Here is a 19123-nt window from a genome sequence, read left to right as displayed (position 1 = left end):
CTCGATGGATCCCGGAGGCGTTGTGGCCGGATCCGGGGCGCCAGCTATCGCTCCCGTCTGCCGGGCGACGGTTTCCGGCCCAGTTCCTTTTCCACCACATGCATGTGGTGGCGTCCGATGGCGAGCGCTTCGCGCAGTTCCCGCAGCAGGTTCAGGGAATCCGACTCGTCCCGGCGGCGGTGCCGGCAAAACCGGACGATCTCGATCTGCCGCCGCACGAGTTGCCGGCAGCGGGTGACGTGTTGACGAGCGGTAACGAGCTCTTTGAGGACGGAAATGCGATGTCTCATCATTGCCTCTGCAGTCCTAAAGGTAGGACTGCTCCCCGGCGCCGGCAAGCGCCGGCGATCGTCAGCCCTCGGCGCTGTCGCCTGCCGGCTTTCGAGGACATGGCGGCCAGGATTGCGGCGGCCTTCCGACCGATCGTGCCAGCGCCGTACGCCTGCGCCTGGGACGACGAGAACGAGAAGCTCGCCGAGCTGTTGCGCGCGGCGACCGGCACCAACCTGTCGTGAAGCGCGATACGCGTCAGCGAGGCGCCGCGCCCCGCACCCCGCCCCTTTTCCTACGTGTTCAACGCTGATACGTCGGGGCGACAAAGCCGGCAAAGCGCTGCTGCGTCACCGTCTTGAAGTTGGTGGAACGGTAGGCGTCGCGAATGTCGGACACGAACGGCTTGTTCAGGTCGTCGGTCCTGACGGCCACCAGGTTCATGTAGTAGTCGGGAATTTTCTCCAGCGCCAGCGACGACGTCAGCTTAAGTCCGGCCCCCAGCGCGAAATTGCCATTCACGAAGGCGTAGTCCACATCATCGAGCGAGCGCGGCAACTGGGCGGCCTCTAGCTGGATCAGCTTGAGCTTGTGCGGATTGCCCTCGATGTCGCGCTCGCTTGCCCGCACGGCATCGGTGCCCGGCTTGAGCGTCACCCATCCGATCTGCTGAAGGATGGCGATGGCACGCGCCAGATTGGTCGGGTCGTTGGGCAGCGATACGGTGGCGCCAGGCTTCACTTCGCCCAGGGTCTTGTGCTTGTGGCTGTAGATGCCGATCGGCGCCGTGGGCACCTGGATCAACTCCGACAACTGCAGCTTGCGATCTGCCGAGAACTTCTTCAGATACACCACATGCTGGAAGGCGTTGGCGTCGATGGCGCCATCGGCCAGCGCGAGATTCGGTTGCACGTAGTCGCTGAACTCGATAATCGTCACCTTGTAGCCGCGCTTTTCTAGAATCGGCTTGATGCCGTAGCGGACCTGGTCCGCATACGGGCCCGCCGTGGCGCCGAAGCGGATTTCCTTCCTGTCGGCGTCTGCCGCCTGCGATGCCTGCATGACACCGAACGCCAGCAACGCGGCGAACAGCTTGACCCCGGTCTTGATGAACATGTGGCTTCTTTCCTCTGTTGAAAATCAGAACTGGCGGAACGCGGCGGCGGCATGCCGCTGGGGCAGCCGGTCGCCGTCGGAAAACAGCTTGTGCCGCAGCGAACCGTCGGTGTACGCGGTCTTGTAGCGGCCGCGATCCTGCAGCGCGGGGACGACCAGATCGACAAAGTCCTCGTAGCTTTCGGGCACCACGGTGCGGCTGAGATTGAAGCCGTCGATGCCGGTCTCGTCCACCCATTCGGCAAGCGTGTCCGCTACCTGCGAGGCGTCACCGACAATCGCCGGATAGCGCCCGCCCAGATCGAACAGGTCCAGCAGCTTGCGACGCGTCCAGCCGTGCTGCGCTGCGGTGCGAGTGGCCGATTCGATGGCGTTGCCGCCGCCGTAGTCGACCGGATCGTCCAGGCCATAGCGACCAAAATCGACGCCAGTGCTGGCGGCGAAGTGGGCAAGCCCGGCTTCGCGGCTGGCGTAGTCGCGGTATTCGGCGTGCTTCTCGCGGGCTTCGGTCTCGGTCCGGCCGGTGACCACGGCCGCGCCCATGAACACCTTCACATCGTCCGGGTGGCGCCCGGCAGCCGCCAACTGCTCGCGCAGCGCGGTCACGGTCTTGCGCGCTGCTTCCTTGCTGGGCGGCGAGATGAACACGCATTCCGCGTGGCGCGCGGCAAAGCGCTGCCCCCGGCCGGAACTGCCGGCCTGGAACAGTACCGGCGTGCGTTGCGGCGACGGCTCGGACAAGTGGTAGCCGTCGACCTTGTAGTAGCGGCCGTGGTGGCTCACCTTGCGTACCTTGGCCGGATCGGCGAAGACGCGCGCGGCCTTGTCGCGCAGCACGGCGCCGTCCTGCCAGCTGCCTTCCCAGAGCTTGTAGAGCACTTCCAGGTATTCGTCGGCGCGGTCGTAGCGCTCGTCATGGGCAAGCTGCGCGTCCAGCCCCATCGCGCGGGCCGCGCTGTCCAGGTAGCCCGTCACGATGTTCCAGCCCACGCGGCCGCGCGTCAGGTGGTCCAGTGTCGAAAACCGTCGCGCCAGCAGGTACGGCGGCTCGTAGGTCAGGTTCACCGTGACCCCAATGCCGAGGTGCCGCGTGGCGGCGGCCATGGCCGGCACGATCAGCAGCGGGTCGTTGACGGGAAGCTGGACCGATTCCTGCAGCGTCACGTCGACGTTGTTGCGATAGACGTCGTACACTCCGACGATATCCGCAATGAACAGGCCGTCGAACAGGCCGCGCTCCAGCGTGCGTGCCTGGTCGATCCAGTATTCGAGCGTGTTGTAGTCGGTCGACCGGTCTCGCGGGTGCGTCCACAAGCCGTGGTTGATATGCCCCACGCAGTTCATGTTGAACGCGTTGAGCAGGATGTGCTGTCGAGGCGAACCATCAGCCATCAGATGGCTCCATGCCGGGGCGGCAACGTGTCATTGAGGTGGAAGTTGCCAATGGCGTGGTACTTCCAGCGGACCGGGTCGTGCAGCGTATGCGTGCGGGCATTGCGCCAGAAGCGGTCCAGGCCCTGGTTGTCGAGCGTGGCCGATGTGCCGCCAAGCTCGAACAGCCGCGTGCCGGCCAGCAGCGACGCGGTCGTGGTGGCGGCGCGTGCGGCGGCCACGGCCAGCGATGCCTGCGCCACGCTTTGCGCGTCGGGCGCCTGTCGGGCAGCGTCAGTGACGCGGGCGGCCCGGCGCACCAGCGCTTCGGCGGCACGCAGCCTGACCTGGACGTCGCCAACCTGATGGATCGTCAGCGGATCCTGCGATGCGCTGGCGACGCCGGCGTCGATCCAAGGCCGCGCGTGATCGCGCACGAACGGCAGCGTGGCGGCAAATGCGCCACGACCGATACCCAGGTCGATGGCGGCATGCAGCAACTGGGCGAACGGTCCAATCGTCGTGGGCCGCTCGAACGATGCGAGGAACGGCACCACCCAGTCGGCTTCGATCCGCACATTGTCGAAGGTGACCGAGCCGCTGCCGGTCACGCGCTGGCCAAAGCCGTCCCAATCGTCGGTAATGCTCACCCCCTCGGCCGTGCGGGGGACAAAGGCCAGCCATGTCACGTCGCGGCCGTCTTCCTGCGTCACCACCAGCGTCGGAATCCAGTGCGCGTACAGCGCGCCGGTGCAGTAGAACTTCTGCCCGTCAACGCGGAAGCCGTCGCCGTCGCGCGTCAGCCGCGTGCGCCGCTTGAAATCCTTGTGGCCGATTTCGGCCAGCGCATTCCCGAAGCGCTCGCCGGCCAGCGCGCGCTGGTGGAAGAAGGCCTGCTGGGCCGGAGTGCCGCCTACGCGCAATACCTCCAGCGCGTAGAAGTGGTTCTGCGGGATCTGTCCGAGCGACCCGTCCGCTGCGGCGATGATGGCAATCACCTCGGCCAGCGTCACGCTGGATACCCCTGCGCCGCCGTGCTCGCGCGGTACGGTGATGCCCCAGAGGCCGCTGGCGCTGAAGGTTTCCAGTTCGTCCCAGGGCAGCAGACGCTCGCGGTCCCGGCGAGCAGCGCCGGGCGCGAACTGCGCGGCTAGCCGGTGCGCGATGGCAATCGCCTCGGCATCGTCGGCCACGGCATGGGGCGTGGCAGCGGGCGAAGGGGCGGGGCGTGCGCGGCCATCGGCCGGCGGCGGAGTCAGAAGCAACGACATGTCAGTTCCAGGAATGCCGCTTGGGCAGCGCGTTGTTCAGGTGATAGTTGCCGATCAGATGCAGCTTCCAGCGCACGGGGTCGTGCAGCGTATGGGTGCGGGCATTGCGCCAGTGGCGATCGAGGTTGTGCCTGGCCCGTGTGGCCGACGACCCGGCCAGCTCGAACAGTTTTTCGCTGGCTTGCAGCGCGGCTTCGGTGGTCAGCACCTTGGCTTCGGCCACGGCAACGGATGCGCGGGCGCTTGATGCCTCGGTGATCGGCTGCGCGGCGATCTCGTCGAGCGTCAGCCCGGCCTCGCGCAGCACTGCGCGGGCCCCTTCGATGTCGACGGCCAGCCGGCCCACGTCAGCGATCAGATGGGGGTCATCGGTGGCGCGTGCCACGCCGGCGTCGATCCACGGGCGGGCGTGTTCGCGCACGAAGGCCACGGCGTCGTCAAATGCCGCCTGGGCGATCCCCAGGTCGATGGCCGCCTGGATCAGTTGCGAGTTGGGGCCGTAGAGCCCTGGCTTGTCGGCCAGTTGCCAGAGCGGGATCACGTCATCGGGCGCGATGGACACGTGGTCGAACACCACGGTGCCGCTGGCGGTGGTGCGCTGGCCGAACGATGACCAGTCGTCGATGACCGTCAGGCCGGCCGCATCGCGCGGCACCCATACCTGGACGGGGCGATCATCGTCGTCCAGCGCCCGCGTGGGTACGCGATGCGCATACAGCGCGCCGGTCGAGTAGTAGCGCTTGCCGCTTAGCCGCAGCCCCTGGGCGGTCCGCTGCAGGCGCGTGGTGCCGTCGAGCACGGTGCGGCTGCCTGCCGCGCGCCGCTCGGGCCCGGCGTTGCCAAGCCGCTGGCCGGCCAGCACTTCGGCGTAGAAGCGTCGCTTCTGTGCGTCGGTTCCGGCTTCGCGCAGTACCCCAAGCAGGCCGAAGTGGTTTTGCGGAATCTGGCCCAGCGACGCATCCGCCGCGCTGACGATGGCGAAGACCTCGGCCAGCGTGGCGAACGACACCTCGGCACCGCCATGGGCTTGCGGCACCGTGATGCCGCCCAGGCCGCTTTCCGACCAGAGATCGAGCGCGTCCCACGGCAGCAGGCGTTCGCGATCGCGGGCGGAAGCGCCCTGTCGAAAGACGCTGGCCAGCGCGTGCGCTGCTGCGACGGCCTCGGCGTCGGTGCGGATGCGGCGCACGCGGGAAGGATCGGGAAGGCGTGGTTCGCGCTGGCCGATGGCGGCAGGCTCCGCGGCGTGGATGTCGGAAAGGTCGGTCATGGCGTATCGGAAAGAATGCGCAGCGCGGGGGTGGCGGCCCGCCAGCGGCGCTGCACGTTTCCGACACCATACTGCGGCAGGTCCGGTACACGAACGACGCCTTTGTTCTATCCAAGCGCGACCGGGACGCATAAGACCATGCGCATTCCTTCGATCGATCGGTAACGCCGTGCGGCCACCAAATTCCTGCACCGTCGATGAAAGGTGCCGCCGGTGTGCCGCTGCTACAATGCCGCCCAGCAGCTTCCGCGCTGCACGATGGGAATGGAGCTTCCCGAAACCGCCCGCAAGGGCTGATGGCTCCTGTCACGGTGGACGGGTTCCGCCGATGGCGGGGCCACGTCTTCACCCTCCCGCCATCGGCGGGCCTGTCCCGAAGTCATCTTTCAACTAGGACAGTCATGGGGATCTACGGTTTTCTCTTTGCTTTTCTCGGCGGCGGACTCGGCTCGGCCGGGCGCCACGGCATGAATCTGCTGGCGGCGCGGCTGGTCGGCACCCACTATCCGTTTGGCACCTTTGCGATCAATGTGCTGGGGGCCTTTGCCATGGGGGCCGTCGTGGAACTGTTCGCGCTCAAGGTGTCACTGCCGCAATCGGCGCGGCTGTTCCTGACCACGGGCATCATCGGCGGCTTCACCACCTTTTCCACCTACGCGCTGGAGATTGCCTTGCTGTATGAGCGGGGAGAACTGGCCCATGCCGCGCTGTATGCGCTGGGCTCGTTGCTGCTGGGCGTTGCCGCGCTGTTTGCCGGGGGCGCGGCCGTGCGATGGGTCAGTGTTTGACCCCGAAAGCCGGGCTGGCATGCCCCCGCACGCCAGCCGGCTCCGCAATCAGAACCGATGCCGTATCCCGACCACCGCACCAAGCTGGTTCGCGCCGGGCTCGACGTTGTAGACCGGCGTGGTTGCCGAGACGTTGTTGTACCCGTTCACGCCCAGGTACGACTTGTCCTTGTTCAGCGCGTACGACACCGATGCATAAAGGTCGGTGCGCTTGCTCAGCGTGTAGTCGCCCGTCACGGCGAACAGCCACGGGTCGGATCCGGTGCTGCGGAAGTCCTGGTAGTACGCGGCGCCGGTGACCGAGAACGCCGGCGTGACCTTGTAGCCCAGGGCCAGCCAATACAGGTTGGAGCCCGCGTTGGCGGCCTGGGCGCCCGGCAGCGTGGCGCCGTCGAGTGCCTTGGCCAGCCGGTAGCCCGCGAAGACCTTCACCGGGCCGGTGGCATAGGTGCCGGCCACCGAGTAGCGGCGGATCACGGGCGCCTGGTTGGCCGGCGTGCCAACGTGTGCGTCGTCATAGGACGCGCCCACCGAGAACGGGCCGGTCACGTAGTTGACGTAGGCGCCGAAATCGCGGCCGAACACGTTGCTGCCTGGCACTTCATTGCCGTTCGACTGGAACGCATAGAAGGCCGACGCGGTCAGCCCGCCGAACTGGCCGATGTACTTGACCGAGTTGTCGGCACGCGCGCCAAATTCCGGCGCGATCGACAGGATGCCGTAACGGTCGGCCAGCGCTGCCGGGTCGTACAGGTTGGCGAAATCGCGCAGCGATGTCTGCTGGCGACCCAGCAGCAACGTGCCGAAGCGGCTTTCGGTGCCGACATAGGCGTTGCGCCCGAACAGGCGGCCGCCCTGGCCCGACACGCCGGTATCCAGATCAAAGCCGCTTTCCAGCACGAAGACCGCCTTCAGGCCCTGGCCCAGGTCCTCGGTGCCGCGCAGGCCCCAGCGCGAGCCGGACAGATTGCCCGACGTGAGCCGCGTCTGGCTGTTGCCGTTGCGCCCGGCGTTGGTGGTGAATTCGATGCCGGCATCGGCCACGCCGTAGAGGGTGATGCTGGATTGGGCGTGTACGGTGGCCGACACGGTACTGGCGAGCGCGGAGACCGCGAACAACGCGAGGGACTTCTTCATGGGATTGGACTTCCGGATACCGCTGGGGAATCTGTGAAAACTGTGTGGCTTGGTGTGAAGGGCGCAGTCGCCCGGCAGCCATCGCGGCGAAAGGCTCCGCCGCGATGGTGCCTGCCGCGCTAGACCTTGCGCCGGCGGCCTGGCGCATCCACCCGATACTGGCCGGGCATGCCCTTCCAGGCGCAGCGGTCGCCGCCGCCGCCCAGTTCGCAGGCCAGCGCCGACAGCGTCATGGTGGCCAGTATCAGCAGTCGATGCAGCATGATGGCCTCGTTACTTGCGGTCGACGTCGAGCACGGCCTGCGCAAACGCGGTAGGCGCTTCCTGCGGCAGGTTGTGGCCGATGCCGCCCGTGATGTCGCGGTGCTCGTAGCGGCCCGTGAACTTGCTCTTGTAGGCGCTGGGCGCCGGGTGCGGCGCACCGTTGGCGTCGCCTTCCATCGTGATGGTGGGCACGCTGATGGTGGGCGCCGTGGCAAGCTTCTTCTCGATGTCGTCGAACTTCGACTCGCCTTCCACCAGGCCCATGCGCCAGCGGTAGTTGTGGATCGTGATCGCCACCTGGTCGACGTTGTCCAGCGACACGGCGCTGCGTGCGAACGTGGCGTCATCGAACTTCCACTGCGGCGACGCGAGCTTCCAGATCAGCTTGGCAAAGTCGTGCGTGTACTTCTGGTAGCCGGCCGCGCCACGGTCCGTGGCGAAGTAGAACTGATACCACCATTGCAGCTCGGCCTCCGGCGGCAGGGGCAGCTTGCCGGCGGCCTGGCTGCCGATCAGGTAGCCGCTGACCGAGACCAGGCCACGGCAACGGTCGGGCCACAGGACGGCCATGATGTCGGCGGTGCGGGCACCCCAGTCGAAGCCGGCCACCACCGCGTTGCGAATCTTGAGTGCGTCCATCAGGGCGATCATGTCGACCGCGATGGCGGACGGCTGGCCATTGCGCTTGGTCTCCGGCGACAGGAATGTCGTCGTGCCGTAGCCGCGCAGGTGCGGGATGATCACGCGATAGCCGCGCTGCGCCAGCAGCGGCGCCACGTCGACAAAGGCGTGGATGTCGTACGGCCAGCCGTGCAGCAGCAGGGCCACCGGGCCGTCGGCCGGGCCCAGTTCGGCGTAGCCGACGTTGAGCACGCCGGCGTTGACCTGCTTGATCGTGGCGAACGACGTATGCGTGCCGGGCGTGACCGGCGCCAGCGGCGCGGCCTTCGACACGCCCGACTGCGCGTGCGCGGCGCCGATCACGCCAAGCTGGGCGGCAGCCAGCGCCAGGCTGGCGGTGCCAAGAAAGTTACGGCGCGGCAAATCGATGTTCTTGCTCATGTTTTCTCCTATTGCGTCTGACGCTAGCGTTTTACTTCGAGGGTGGCTTGAGGTTTCGCTTCTATCGGGCTGAAGCGCCGCCTGGAACGGGTTGCCGCTGGGTCACAGCCGATGCCAGCACCGATACGATGGTGTTTAGCGCCAGCGCGATGACACCGATATAGACCGGGAACGATCCATTGCCAAATTGCACGGTATAGACGGGCTTCAGTCCCATCACGATGGCCAGGCCGGTGCCGCTGACGATACCCACCAGCCAGCCGGCAAACAGCCCGCTGGCGGTCAGGCGCTTCGTGTACAGCGTGAAGACCACGGCCGGAAAGATCTGCAGGATCCAGACGCCGCCCAGCAGCTGCAGGTCGATCGCGTATTGCGTGGGCAGCACGATGATGAACAGCAGTGCGCCGAACTTCACGAACAGCGAGAACAGCTTGGCGCTCTTCGCTTCCTGCTCGGGCGTCACGCCGGGGCGGATCAGCGGCCGGTACAGGTTGCGGGTGAACAGGTTGGCGGCGCCGATCGACATGATCGCGGCGGGCACCAGCGCGCTGATGGCGATGGCGGCGGCCGCGAAGCCGACGAACCACGACGGGAACAGCTTCAGAAACAGCGCGGGCACCACATCGGAAGCCGACGACACATGCACGCCGGCGGCAATCGCCATGTAGCCCAGCAGTGCGATCAGCCCCAGCAGCAGCGTGTAGGCCGGCAGCGCGATGGCGTTCTTGCGCACGGTGTTGGCCGACCCCGACGCCAGCACGCCGGTCATCGTGTGGGGATACATGAACGCTGCCAGCGCCGAACCCAGTGCCAGCGTGGCATAGGCGGTGAATTGCGACGGATGCAGGGTCAGCCCCGTCGTGCCGCCCTTGGCCGCGAAGAACGTCTCCGAGGCATGGAACACGGCGCTATAGCCGCCGAGTTTGCCCGGGATGACCACCACGGCCACGATCACCACGATGTAGATCATGATGTCCTTGACGAAGGCGATCATGGCCGGTGCGCGCAGACCGCTGGAGTACGTGTAGACGGCCAGCACGCCGAACGCCACGATCAGCGGCAGCTCGCCGCTGACGCCCAGGCTCTTGATCACCACCTGCATGCCCACCAGTTGCAGTGCGATGTACGGCAGCGTGGCAACGATGCCGGTGATGGCGATGGCGGCCGGCAGCCACTTGCCACCGAACTCGCCCTGCACATAGTCGGCGGCCGTGATGTGCTGCTTGCGGTGGCAGACCTCCCACAGGCGGGGCATCACCGCGAACACGAACGGATAGACGATGATCGTGTAGGGCATCGCAAAGAAGCCGTACGCGCCCACCGAATACACCAGGGCCGGCACCGCGATGACCGTGTACGCCGTGTAGAAGTCACCGCCGACCAGGAACCACGAGATCACGGTGCCGAACTGCCGGCCGCCCAGTCCCCACTCGTGCAGCTGGTTCAGGTCGCCGCGCTTCCAGCGCGCGGCAATGAAGCCCATGACGGTAACCAGGGCAAAGAAGGCAATGAAGACGGCCATCGCCACGCCGTTGATGGTCGGCGCCGCAGTCATTTCAGGCTCCGGTAGACCACGTACAGCAGCAGGGACGTCACGGGCACCCAGATGAACTGGTACCAGTAGAAGAACGGAAAGCCCAGCACCGCCGGCTGCGCATCGTTATAGAACGGTACCCACAGCAGCGCGATATACGGCGCCAGCAACAGCAGCCACACCCAGTTGTGGCCGCCCCTTGAATGTCCTGTCTCCATGCCTTGCTCCCTGAGATTTGCGCTTCGGGCACGGGACGTCGTTCTTGAAGGGACGGGCCGGTGCCGAAGGATTGGCACGAGTCTAGGGAGGCGCCGCAAGCCGCATGTGTCGGTCTGCCCCGGTTTTGTATCGCAGTGTATTCAGACCCGGGCGGCTGGATATGCGGATACAAATCGGCCGCCGGCCCGCCGCGCGGGGGTGTCGCCGCCGGTACGTCTTTGGTATGACCCTGGCATGCCCATGCGCTACGGCCGTTGGACCAACGGGCAATGCACACAGGGGCCGCCCATGCCTACCATGTGCTCACGGGGCACGCGGGGCGTTGGCCCTGGGGAGAGAAATCATGGATCAAGCAAATGGGCTCGAACTGGTCCGGCTGCGCGCGGCAGCTTCCGCGCTGAGCCAGGATGCCCGGTTGTGGCGCTGGTTTTCCGATCAGATGGAAGAGCACCGGCTGTCCTGCGAACGGAACCGGGACTGGTGGCGCATTACCATCGCCGGGCGCGAACTGGCCTGCGACCGGTCGTTCGACGTGGCCGTGCGCGCGGCCTACACGCTGAGTCGAGCACTGGAGGCCGTGTAGCGGCCGATTCGGGGCGCCGTCGGCGCCCATCGCGGCGCCAACGCCACACAAACGTTTGCAATTTCATTGAAAGCGTCGATAATCCCGCTTCGCATTGGGCGGGCCGATGTCGATTTCACGCCGTTTTCCGGTAATTTCATCGTATTTATGTGCATTTTCAGTCATTTGGCTGAAGCACGGTCCGTCCGACTGCGTCAGGCGCAGCGCCCTGGGGTCGCCCCCGCAAGCCCCGGGCAGAACGTCCATGTATGCACAGTGAGAACCACGATGAACAGCAGTGCCGCCTTGTTGCGGGAATCGACCGACGACGGTGTCGTACTGGTTGTCGATGACGACCACGATGTCCGGCGCGCCCTGTCGGGACTGTTCCGCTCGGTCGGGCTCGCCAGCGAATCCTTTACCTCCGGCGAGGAACTGCTGGCCCACGATTTCCCGGACCAGCCCATCTGCATCGTGCTCGACGTGCGCCTGCGCGGCGCCAGCGGGCTGGACCTGCAGAGCCACCTCAACCGCGCCGGCAAGAGCGCCTCGATCGTGTTCATCTCCGGCTATGGCGATGTCCCGATGACCGTGGCCGCCATGAAGGCCGGCGCCGTCAATTTCATCGCCAAGCCATTCCGCGAACAGGATCTGCTCGATGCCGTGAACGAGGCATTGCAGCGCGACCGTGACCGCCGCCAGGCCAGTTCGCAGACCCAGCAGCTGCGCGAGCGCCTTGATGCCCTGACCGGCCGCGAGCGCGAAGTCATGAAGCTGCTGGTCCACGGCCTGATGAACAAGGAAGTGGCCGATCAGCTTGGCATCAGCCAGGCCACCGTCAAGATCTATCGCGGGCAGGCCATGCGCAAGATGCAGGCGCGAACCTTTGCCGAGCTGATCCTCATGGCGCAGGCACTGGGCATGGTGACGCCCGGCACAGGCTCGGGCGGCGACGGCGACCCGGACACCGAGGCCGACTGACGGCAAGCCATCCCCGCCCGCCCGCCGCCGCTCAGGCCGGCTGCACCGTACCCATGATGCGCTGACCCAGCGCGATGCCCCATTGGACCAGGCGCCGGTCGGCCGGCAACTGCTCCTGCTCCCAGGCGGCCAGCGCCGCGTCGATGCCGCGTGCGTCGTCCGTATCGTCAGCCGCGCGCCCCTGCAGCGCCCGCGCCAGTGCCACGGCGTTGCCCGCGACCTTGCCGGCTCCGGCGCCGGTATGCGGCCGCGCCACAAAGGCCGCGTCGCCCAGCAGCACCACGCGGCCGAACACCATGCGCGGCGCCTCGTAGTCGTGAATCAGTTGCAGGAACGGATCGGGCGTGGCGGTCACCAGCGCCGCCAGCGCGGGTGCCAGCACGTCCAGCGCGGCCGTCTGCAGGTGACGGATCTCGGTGTCGCGCATCGCGCCGGGCGGCAACGAATAGTTGTGGCGCTGGCCCGTGCGGTCCTGCAGCAGCGCATCCAGATCCGGACCCTGCGCGATCCGACGATACCAGACCCAGTTCTGCCGGCGTTCACCGGGCCGCACGCTGCCGTCCTCGCCCGGAATCCGGTACGACAGGAACTGATGCGCCCGGCCGTCCTGGAAGACGAAGCTGTCGCGCAACAACTGATCGCTGACGGCCAGTAGCGCCGTCTCGGGCAGCACGCCGCGCCACGCCGCGTAGCCCGCATAGGTGGGCCGGGCACCGGGCAGCAACCGCGCGCGCACCGCCGACAGCGGGCCATCGGCGCCAATCAGCAGATCGCCCTCCTCGGTACGGCCAGACGCGAAACGCGCGATCACCCGGCTGCCATCCTGCTCGAACGACCTGAAGGTCTCGCCGGCATGCAACATCGCGGAGTCCACGGCCCGCCGCATGCGCAGGTACAGGCCGTTCCAGGCGATCTGGGTCTGCGGCATGTAGGCGCGGCGCTCGGCACCATTGCGGTCCACGAACACGCGATCGTGCGACGGCACGCCAAAATCGGCGCCCGGGTCGACGCCGGCGAAGTCAAAGGCGTCGATGACGGCGGGCTGCAGCACCAGGCCGCCGCCACGGCTGTCCAGTTCCTGGGGCGAGCGCTCGAAGATGGCAACGTCCCAGCCGGCCGCCCGCAGGCAGATGGCGCTGAACAGGCCGCCAAGCGAGCCGCCGATGACGATGGCGCGGGGGCGTTTTGGTGTGGGCATGGTCGACTCCTGGTGGATGGGTGCAAGGGGGTAGCAAGAGGGCGCCGGGATCAGGGCGCAATCAGGTTGCGCAGCCGCTCGCCGGCCAGCGGCATGTCGCGCATCCGCTGGCCGGTGGCGTCGAACAGCGCGTTGCCGATGGCGCCAGCGGTCGGGCCCATGGCCGCTTCGGCCACGCCCAGGAACGGGGCGCCGGGACGATCCACCAGATGCACGCGAACCTGCGCGGGCACGGCGGAAAAGCGCAGGATCGGATAACTGCCCCAGTCGAAGCTGCGCACGCCGTTTGCTTCGAAGCGCAGTTGTTCATAGAGCGTCCAGCTGGCCGATTGCAGGATGCCGCCCTCGATCTGGTTGCGTACGCCGTCCGGATTGACGATCTGCCCGCAGTCCACCGCCACTTCGGCGCGCGTCAGGCGTACCTGCCCGGTGTCGCGTTCCACGGCCACCTCGACCGCCATCGCCACGTAGGCCATCAGGTTCTTGTACTTGCCGAACGCGAAGCCCACGCCGTGTCCCGGCTTGCGCTGGCGGCGCGGCCATCCAAACTGCTGAGCCGCCAGGCGGATCACGTCGAGCGCGCGGGGATCGTCCATATGGCGCAAGCGGAACGCCACCGGATCGGCGCCGGCCGCATGCGCCAGGTCGTCCATGAACGTCTCGATGGTGAACACGTTCATGTGCGCGCCCAGCGACCGCATGGCAGACGTGCGCAACGGCATGGTCGGCGAGAAGTTGTTGACGATATGGCTGGCTGGCAGCCGGTAAAGCGGAATCGCGTTGCGGTCGCCGCCGCCTTCGGGCTGCATCATCGGCGTGGACGGGGCCGCCTTGAACGGCCGCGCCAGTTGCGTGGCCGGCAGCAGCCGGCCGGCGTTGACCACGCGCTCGTTATGGGAGCTGCTCCACAGCGCGTAGTCCCAGTCGACGATCGTGCCGTCAGCCGATAGCGAAGCCTTCACGTGCGTGACCATGGCCGGCGTGAAGTGGTCCCAAATGTGCTCCTGGTCGCGCATCCACTGCACGCGCACCGGGCGGCCCGGCAGGGCACGGGCCAGCAACGCGGCGTGCGCGGCCACGTCGTCGGCGCCGTTGTGGCCGTAGCAGCCCGATCCTTCCACATGCACGCAGCGCACGCTTTCCTTGGGCATCGACAGCATCTCGGCCAATCCGTCGCGCAACGGGTAGACACCCTGCGAATGGGTCCAGACCGTCAGCCTGGCGTCCTGCATATGCCCCACGGCACATGACGGCCCGATCGAGCCATGCATCAGGTAGCGCTTGGTATAGGTGGCCTCCAGCGCCTTCGCGGCCGGCGGCATGGGCGCCGTGGCGTCGGCAATCACGATGCGCTCGGTGGCGATCTGGCGCAGTTGGCCCGCCACCTGGTCTGGCTGGGGCAGGGCACGCCCCTTGCCCCAACGGCATCCGGCCGACAGCGCGCGCTGGGCCAGCACGGCCTGCCATTCGCGTTGCGCCACCACGGCCAGCATGCTGCCGTCGCGCACGATGGCGATGAAGCCGGGTGTGGCGCGGGCGCCGGCCTCGTCCACGGACAGCAGCGGCGCATCGTAGGCCGGCGGCAGGACCACGCGGGCATGCACCATGCCCGGCATTTTCAGGTCTTGCACATAGCTGGGCCCGCCCGTTACCTTGCCCGGGATGTCCAGGCGTGGCATGGCGGTGCCGATTACCGTGAACGAAGCCGGATCGCGCAGAGGCGACGTCGGCGTGGCCATCGTGTGCAGGTTCACGTGCGGCAGCAGTTCGGCAAACGTGACCGAGCGGCCATCGCGGGCCGCAATGCGCGCGTCGCGTGCGGTCAGCGTGGCAGGGTCCGCACGCAGCACGCGTGCCGCGGCATCGGTCATCAGCCCGCGCACCTGGGCGGCGGCGTTCAGCAACGCGCTGCCGCTGTCGGCCATCGTATGGCTGCCGGCGGTCAGCCCTTCGTCGGGCAGGCGCGCGGTGTCGGCCGTCAGGAACGTGATGCGACGTGGATCGATCTGCAACTCCTCGGCCGCCACCTGCAGCAGCGCAGTGCGGATGCCAGTACCCAGTTCGACCTTGCCCGTATGCACGGTGATGCCGTTGTCGGGTGCCACGCGGATCCAGGCGTCCAGATACGGGTTGGTCTTCAGGCTGCCGGGCAGCTTGTCGAGCCCCTTGGCCACGTGAATGGCGGCGCCTTCGTCGGCCAGCACCATCTGCGCCAGCGCCTGCCTGCCCGGCAGCAGCGTAAAGCCCACCAGCAGCGAGCCGGACACCATGAACGCACGCCGGCCGGGATTGGCCAGGTTCGGGATGTCGTCGACGGGGTCCATCATGCGGCCTCCTTGGCGGGTTTGCGGCCGGCCTTGCCGGCGTCGGCCACCGCGCGGATGGCGGCGAGAATGCGCATGTGCGTGCCGCAGCGGCACAGGTTGGGCTCCATGTGCGTGCGGATCTCGGCATCGGTGGGATGCGGATTGCGATCCAGCAGCGCCTGGGCGCGCATGACCATGCCCGCGATGCAGTAGCCACATTGCGCCGCCTGGTGATCGATGAATGCCTGCTGCAGCGCGCCGGGCTGGCGCGCGGTGCCAAGGCTCTCGATGGTGCGCACGGGGCGCTTGCCGACGGCCGACACCGGCAGCAGGCACGAGAACGTCGGCTGGCCGTCGACGATCACGGTACAGGCGCCGCACTGCCCCAGGCCGCAGCCGAACTTTGCGCCGTTGAGTCCCAGGTCTTCGCGCAAGGCATAGAGCAGCGGCGTGGCGGGGTCGATGTCGAGGGAATGGGTGCTGCCGTTGACGGTGAGCTGGATCATTGCGAGGCATCTCCCTTGCGGATGTCGGTAACGGCCTGCGTAACGCCGTCCCACGGCGGCAGGCGGGAATAGGTGGCCCGGAGGTAGCTGACGAGGTCGGCCACCTGGCGATCGTCCAGGGTCTGGGCGAACGCGGGCATGTAGTGCAGCGCGTCCTCGCCTTCCCATGGAACGCCCTGCAGGATCATCTGGACGGTGTTGCGCGGCGTGGCCGCATGGATGGCGCTGCTGGTGGCAAGGCTGGGCCGGTCACCGAAGCGCTGCATGGGCGACTGGTTGCCATGGCACGACGCACACGCGCCGGCAAACAACACCTGTCCGCGCTGTACGGCCTGGGTGTCGACGGGCGAATTGCCCTGGCCAGCCGGCCTGGGTGCGGGCTTGCGCAGCGCCAGCAGATAGGCCGCGATGGCTTCGGCATCGGCTTGCGGCACGGTGCCCAGTTCGCGCGTCACGGGCAGCATGGGACCGGCCGCCGCGCCGTGTGCCGACGACATGCCGGTGCGCAGGTAGGTCACCAGTTCAGGCGCGGTCCATGGCACGGGACCATGGGCAAGGTTTGCCAGCGATGGCGCTTCCCAGCCGTCGATCACGCCGCCGCCGAACGCCTGGCTCCATTTCTCCCCGCCGATCAGGTTCAGCGGCGTGTGGCACGCGGCACAGTGGCCAGGACCATCGACGAGATAGCGCCCGCGGTTCCACTGCTCGCTTTGCGACGTATCGGGCGCGTGCGGACCGGGCCGCAGGAACAGCACGTTCCAGAACGCCACCAGCGGACGGAAGTTCAGCGGAAACACCAGTGCATTAGTCGGCGTGCGGGCCTGCACCGGATCACGCCGCATCAGGTAGGCGTAAGCCGCCGCGATGTCGTCGTCCGGCATGCGCGTGAAGTGGATATACGGAAAGGCCGGATAAAGCTGATGACCATCGCGGGCGATGCCGCGGCGCATGGCCCGCGTGAATGCCTCGGGCGACCAGTTGCCGATGCCCGTTTCCGGATCGGGGGTGATGTTGGTGGAGTAGATCGTGCCGAACGGCGTGCCCAGCGGCAGGCCGCCCGCGAACGGCTTGCCGCCCTTGGCGGTGTGGCATACCGCGCAATCGCCAAGCGCCACCACGCGGGCGCCGCGCAACACCAGTTGGCGGTCAAACGATGCCGGGGCCGGCGGTGCCACGGGGGCGATGGCCGGCTCCCACATCAGGTAGGCGGCCAGGGCGATGGCTGGCAGGGCGGCAATGAGGAAGATGAACAACCATCGGCGTCGCAACTGCATCTGGGGCTCCCTTGGATTCCTGTGTCTTGTTACCAGGCATCGTAGAAGTCAGGGCAGGTTGGCATCAATTGCCGCGTGGTCGTTGACGCGCTAAACGAAGGTATGAGGTGGAAGCCGGGTGGTGCGGGGTGGCGCGGGCGGGCGTGGGGTCGAGGGCGGGATGACTGGCGCCCCAGCCCATGCGGGCGAGGGGAGCCAGCCAGTGCGTGGCGCGGCAGTGCGCGCCCAGCGCAGCAGCACGCGTCTAGCGCAGCAGGTTCGTCTTCGCCAGTTCCACCAGTTCGTCGGCGCGACCGTTCATCACGGCCTTCAGCGCCCACAGGCTGAAGCCCTTGACCTGTTCCGCCTTCAACGCGGGCGGCATGGCCAGTTCCTGCGTGTTCGTCACCACGTCGAGCAGGGCCGGGCCGTCGTGTGCCAGCATCGACGCCACGGCTTCCGGCAGCAGCCGTGGGTCTTCCACGCGCTGCGCATGCACGCCCACCGCGCGTGCCATGGCGGCGAAATCGGGGTTCTGCAGCGACGTACCGGTTTCGAGAAAGCCCGACGCCTTCATCTCCAGGGCCACGAAGCCCAGCACGCTGTTGTTGAAGATCACCACCTTGACCGGCAGCCCCTGCTGCACGAGCGTGAGGAAGTCGCCCATCAGCATGGCAAAGCCACCATCGCCGGACAGGCTCACCACCTGCCGGTCCGGGAAGGTGGCCTGCGCGCCGATGGCCTGCGGCAGCGCGTTGGCCATCGACCCGTGCGCCAGCGAGCCGATCAACCGGCGCCGGCCATTCATGTGCAGGTAGCGTGCCGCCCAGATGGTGGGCGTGCCCACGTCGAACGTGAAGATCGCGTCTTCGGCGGCCTGCTCGCTGATCAGCCGGGCCAGGTATTGCGGATGGATGGGGCGCCGGCCGCTGTCGCCGGTGGCCAGGTCGTCCAGTTGCTTGCGGGCGTCGCGGTAGTGGCGCACGCTCGCATCGAGGAAGGCAGCATCCGCCTGCGGGGTCAGGCGCGGCTGCAGCGCGTCGAGCGTGGCCGCCACGTCGCCCACGAGCCCCAGGTCCAGCCGCGTGCGGCGCCCCAGGTTCTCGGGCCGTACATCGACCTGCACCACGCGCGCGCCCTCGGGATAGAACTGGCGATAGGGAAAGTCGGTGCCTAGCATGACCAGCGTGTCGCAGTTCTGCATGGCGTGGTAGCCGGAACTGAAACCGATCAGGCCGGTCATGCCCACGTCATACGGATTGTCGTATTCGATGAATTCCTTGCCGCCCAGCGCGTGCACCACCGGCGCCTTGAGCGTCTCGGCCAGCCGCACCACCTGGTCGTGCGCGCCGGCGCAACCGCGCCCGCACAGCAGCGTGGTGCGCTGGCTGCCGCGCAGCAGTTCGGCCAGCGCGTCCAGCGACTCGGCGTCGGGCACCACCACGGGCGCCGGCAGCGTCATCGACGCCGGCGCGGATATCCCGGCCATCGCAACCGCCCGCAGCGCCACGTCGCCCGGAATGACGATGACCGCCACGCCCCGGCGCCCCACGGCCGCGCGGATGGCGGTCTCCAGCACGCCCGGCAGTTGCTCCACGCTGGACACCAGCTCGCAGTAGTGACTGCATTCGCGGAACAGCTGTTCGGGATGGGTTTCCTGGAAGTAGTTGCGGCCGATCTCGGCGCTAGGAATATGCGCGGCAATGGCCAGCACAGGCACGCGTGAGCGGTGGCAGTCGAACAGCCCGTTGATCAGGTGCAGGTTGCCCGGCCCGCAGCTGCCGGCGCACACGGCCAGATTGCCGGTCAGGTGGGCTTCTGCACCCGCCGCGAATGCAGCGGTTTCCTCGTGCCGGGTGTGAATCCAGTCGATGTCGCCGCGCTGCCGCAGCGATTCGGTCAGCCCGTTGAGGCTGTCGCCCACGACGCCGAAGATGCGGCGAACGCCGGCGCCGTGCAGCACCGAGGTGATCAGATCGGCTGCGGTTTCCGTGGCCATGCTGTGCTCCTTGTCC

Annotated in this window: 18 protein-coding genes and 1 riboswitch; of the genes, 4 read left to right on the top strand and 14 right to left on the bottom strand. The window is 67.5% G+C overall.

What is annotated here, in order from left to right:
- Positions 1 to 104: 104 nt before the first annotated feature.
- Complete coding sequence (locus CYJ10_RS23800; protein ID WP_146002103.1) at positions 105 to 515, top strand: hypothetical protein; 411 nt, start codon at positions 105 to 107, stop codon at positions 513 to 515.
- Between the two features lie 58 nt (positions 516 to 573).
- On the opposite strand, the gene CYJ10_RS23795 is transcribed toward CYJ10_RS23800, so the two are convergent.
- From CYJ10_RS23795 to CYJ10_RS23780, 4 genes are read right to left on the bottom strand one after another with little or no spacing between them, the layout of a single operon-like run.
- Positions 574 to 1386 carry a MetQ/NlpA family ABC transporter substrate-binding protein gene (locus CYJ10_RS23795; protein ID WP_101683907.1) on the bottom strand — a complete coding sequence of 271 codons (813 nt, stop codon included), beginning with the start codon at positions 1384 to 1386 and terminating at the stop codon, positions 574 to 576.
- Positions 1387 to 1410: 24 nt separating this feature from the next.
- Entirely contained in the window at positions 1411 to 2778 is a 1368-nt protein-coding gene (locus CYJ10_RS23790; protein WP_101683906.1) for an LLM class flavin-dependent oxidoreductase, read from the bottom strand.
- Positions 2778 to 4028: an SfnB family sulfur acquisition oxidoreductase gene (locus CYJ10_RS23785; RefSeq protein ID WP_101683905.1), complete on the bottom strand. Its 1251-nt coding sequence runs from the start codon at positions 4026 to 4028 to the stop codon at positions 2778 to 2780. The genes CYJ10_RS23790 and CYJ10_RS23785 overlap by 1 nt, the downstream gene beginning before the upstream one ends.
- A 1-nt stretch (position 4029) precedes the next feature.
- Positions 4030 to 5298: an SfnB family sulfur acquisition oxidoreductase gene (locus tag CYJ10_RS23780; protein ID WP_101683904.1), complete on the bottom strand. Its 1269-nt coding sequence runs from the start codon at positions 5296 to 5298 to the stop codon at positions 4030 to 4032.
- Positions 5299 to 5549: 251 nt separating this feature from the next.
- A riboswitch (Fluoride riboswitch) is annotated at positions 5550 to 5611 on the top strand.
- Positions 5612 to 5699: 88 nt separating this feature from the next.
- Here CYJ10_RS23780 and crcB point away from each other — a divergent pair.
- A complete protein-coding gene (crcB, locus tag CYJ10_RS23775) occupies positions 5700 to 6086 on the top strand; it encodes a fluoride efflux transporter CrcB (RefSeq protein ID WP_101683903.1) in 387 nt (128 codons plus the stop codon).
- 48 nt (positions 6087 to 6134) lie between these two features.
- On the opposite strand, the gene CYJ10_RS23770 is transcribed toward crcB, so the two are convergent.
- The 5 genes from CYJ10_RS23770 to CYJ10_RS23750 all read right to left on the bottom strand — a co-directional run bounded on the left by CYJ10_RS23770 (position 6135) and on the right by CYJ10_RS23750 (position 10301).
- Positions 6135 to 7223: a porin gene (locus CYJ10_RS23770; protein WP_101683902.1), complete on the bottom strand. Its 1089-nt coding sequence runs from the start codon at positions 7221 to 7223 to the stop codon at positions 6135 to 6137.
- Positions 7224 to 7342: 119 nt separating this feature from the next.
- Entirely contained in the window at positions 7343 to 7486 is a 144-nt protein-coding gene (locus CYJ10_RS23765; RefSeq protein WP_231907052.1) for a MarR family transcriptional regulator, read from the bottom strand.
- A gap of 10 nt (positions 7487 to 7496) precedes the next feature.
- Positions 7497 to 8549, bottom strand: coding sequence for an alpha/beta fold hydrolase (locus tag CYJ10_RS23760; protein ID WP_101683901.1), 1053 nt, complete (start codon positions 8547 to 8549; stop codon positions 7497 to 7499).
- 61 nt (positions 8550 to 8610) lie between these two features.
- A complete protein-coding gene (gene mctP / locus CYJ10_RS23755) occupies positions 8611 to 10104 on the bottom strand; it encodes a monocarboxylate uptake permease MctP (RefSeq protein WP_101683900.1) in 1494 nt (497 codons plus the stop codon).
- Positions 10101 to 10301 carry a DUF3311 domain-containing protein gene (locus CYJ10_RS23750; protein WP_101683899.1) on the bottom strand — a complete coding sequence of 67 codons (201 nt, stop codon included), beginning with the start codon at positions 10299 to 10301 and terminating at the stop codon, positions 10101 to 10103. The genes mctP and CYJ10_RS23750 overlap by 4 nt, the downstream gene beginning before the upstream one ends.
- A gap of 344 nt (positions 10302 to 10645) precedes the next feature.
- On the opposite strand from CYJ10_RS23750, the gene CYJ10_RS23745 reads away from it, so the two are divergent.
- Positions 10646 to 10885 carry a hypothetical protein gene (locus CYJ10_RS23745; RefSeq protein ID WP_101683898.1) on the top strand — a complete coding sequence of 80 codons (240 nt, stop codon included), beginning with the start codon at positions 10646 to 10648 and terminating at the stop codon, positions 10883 to 10885.
- A 267-nt stretch (positions 10886 to 11152) separates the two neighbouring features.
- Entirely contained in the window at positions 11153 to 11845 is a 693-nt protein-coding gene (locus tag CYJ10_RS23740; protein ID WP_101683897.1) for a response regulator transcription factor, read from the top strand.
- A gap of 31 nt (positions 11846 to 11876) precedes the next feature.
- Here CYJ10_RS23740 and CYJ10_RS23735 read toward each other — a convergent pair whose 3' ends face one another.
- The 5 genes from CYJ10_RS23735 to poxB all read right to left on the bottom strand — a co-directional run bounded on the left by CYJ10_RS23735 (position 11877) and on the right by poxB (position 19107).
- Complete coding sequence (locus CYJ10_RS23735) at positions 11877 to 13043, bottom strand: FAD binding domain-containing protein (protein ID WP_101683896.1); 1167 nt, start codon at positions 13041 to 13043, stop codon at positions 11877 to 11879.
- 50 nt (positions 13044 to 13093) lie between these two features.
- Positions 13094 to 15367 carry a xanthine dehydrogenase family protein molybdopterin-binding subunit gene (locus tag CYJ10_RS23730; protein ID WP_101683895.1) on the bottom strand — a complete coding sequence of 758 codons (2274 nt, stop codon included), beginning with the start codon at positions 15365 to 15367 and terminating at the stop codon, positions 13094 to 13096.
- Complete coding sequence (locus CYJ10_RS23725; RefSeq protein ID WP_101683894.1) at positions 15367 to 15855, bottom strand: (2Fe-2S)-binding protein; 489 nt, start codon at positions 15853 to 15855, stop codon at positions 15367 to 15369. The genes CYJ10_RS23730 and CYJ10_RS23725 overlap by 1 nt, the downstream gene beginning before the upstream one ends.
- The gene (locus tag CYJ10_RS23720; RefSeq protein WP_101683893.1) at positions 15852 to 17129 is read right to left on the bottom strand and encodes a cytochrome c; all 1278 of its coding nucleotides are present in this window, start codon (positions 17127 to 17129) and stop codon (positions 15852 to 15854) included. Before CYJ10_RS23720 ends, CYJ10_RS23725 begins: the two co-directional genes overlap by 4 nt.
- Positions 17130 to 17373: 244 nt before the next feature.
- The gene (gene poxB, locus CYJ10_RS23715; protein WP_101683892.1) at positions 17374 to 19107 is read right to left on the bottom strand and encodes a ubiquinone-dependent pyruvate dehydrogenase; all 1734 of its coding nucleotides are present in this window, start codon (positions 19105 to 19107) and stop codon (positions 17374 to 17376) included.
- Positions 19108 to 19123: the final 16 nt, after the last annotated feature.

Source organism: Cupriavidus pauculus (assembly GCF_002858765.1).
GTDB lineage: Bacteria > Pseudomonadota > Gammaproteobacteria > Burkholderiales > Burkholderiaceae > Cupriavidus > Cupriavidus pauculus_B.
Note: the sequence above shows the minus strand (reverse complement) of the source record. Positions and strands in the feature narration are given on the sequence as shown.

Excerpts from the sequence above, each read along its gene's own strand:
- CYJ10_RS23765 (WP_231907052.1), bottom strand. The coding sequence starts at position 7,486 with ATGCTGCATCGACTGCTGATACTGGCCACCATGACGCTGTCGGCGCTG.
- CYJ10_RS23780 (WP_101683904.1), bottom strand. The coding sequence starts at position 5,298 with ATGACCGACCTTTCCGACATCCACGCCGCGGAGCCTGCCGCCATCGGC.
- CYJ10_RS23795 (WP_101683907.1), bottom strand. The coding sequence starts at position 1,386 with ATGTTCATCAAGACCGGGGTCAAGCTGTTCGCCGCGTTGCTGGCGTTC.
- CYJ10_RS23745 (WP_101683898.1), top strand. The coding sequence starts at position 10,646 with ATGGATCAAGCAAATGGGCTCGAACTGGTCCGGCTGCGCGCGGCAGCT.
- CYJ10_RS23790 (WP_101683906.1), bottom strand. The coding sequence starts at position 2,778 with ATGGCTGATGGTTCGCCTCGACAGCACATCCTGCTCAACGCGTTCAAC.
- CYJ10_RS23735 (WP_101683896.1), bottom strand. The coding sequence starts at position 13,043 with ATGCCCACACCAAAACGCCCCCGCGCCATCGTCATCGGCGGCTCGCTT.
- CYJ10_RS23785 (WP_101683905.1), bottom strand. The coding sequence starts at position 4,028 with ATGTCGTTGCTTCTGACTCCGCCGCCGGCCGATGGCCGCGCACGCCCC.
- CYJ10_RS23750 (WP_101683899.1), bottom strand. The coding sequence starts at position 10,301 with ATGGAGACAGGACATTCAAGGGGCGGCCACAACTGGGTGTGGCTGCTG.
- CYJ10_RS23730 (WP_101683895.1), bottom strand. The coding sequence starts at position 15,367 with ATGGACCCCGTCGACGACATCCCGAACCTGGCCAATCCCGGCCGGCGT.
- poxB (WP_101683892.1), bottom strand. The coding sequence starts at position 19,107 with ATGGCCACGGAAACCGCAGCCGATCTGATCACCTCGGTGCTGCACGGC.
- CYJ10_RS23725 (WP_101683894.1), bottom strand. The coding sequence starts at position 15,855 with ATGATCCAGCTCACCGTCAACGGCAGCACCCATTCCCTCGACATCGAC.
- crcB (WP_101683903.1), top strand. The coding sequence starts at position 5,700 with ATGGGGATCTACGGTTTTCTCTTTGCTTTTCTCGGCGGCGGACTCGGC.
- CYJ10_RS23770 (WP_101683902.1), bottom strand. The coding sequence starts at position 7,223 with ATGAAGAAGTCCCTCGCGTTGTTCGCGGTCTCCGCGCTCGCCAGTACC.
- CYJ10_RS23760 (WP_101683901.1), bottom strand. The coding sequence starts at position 8,549 with ATGAGCAAGAACATCGATTTGCCGCGCCGTAACTTTCTTGGCACCGCC.
- CYJ10_RS23720 (WP_101683893.1), bottom strand. The coding sequence starts at position 17,129 with ATGCAGTTGCGACGCCGATGGTTGTTCATCTTCCTCATTGCCGCCCTG.
- mctP (WP_101683900.1), bottom strand. The coding sequence starts at position 10,104 with ATGACTGCGGCGCCGACCATCAACGGCGTGGCGATGGCCGTCTTCATT.
- CYJ10_RS23740 (WP_101683897.1), top strand. The coding sequence starts at position 11,153 with ATGAACAGCAGTGCCGCCTTGTTGCGGGAATCGACCGACGACGGTGTC.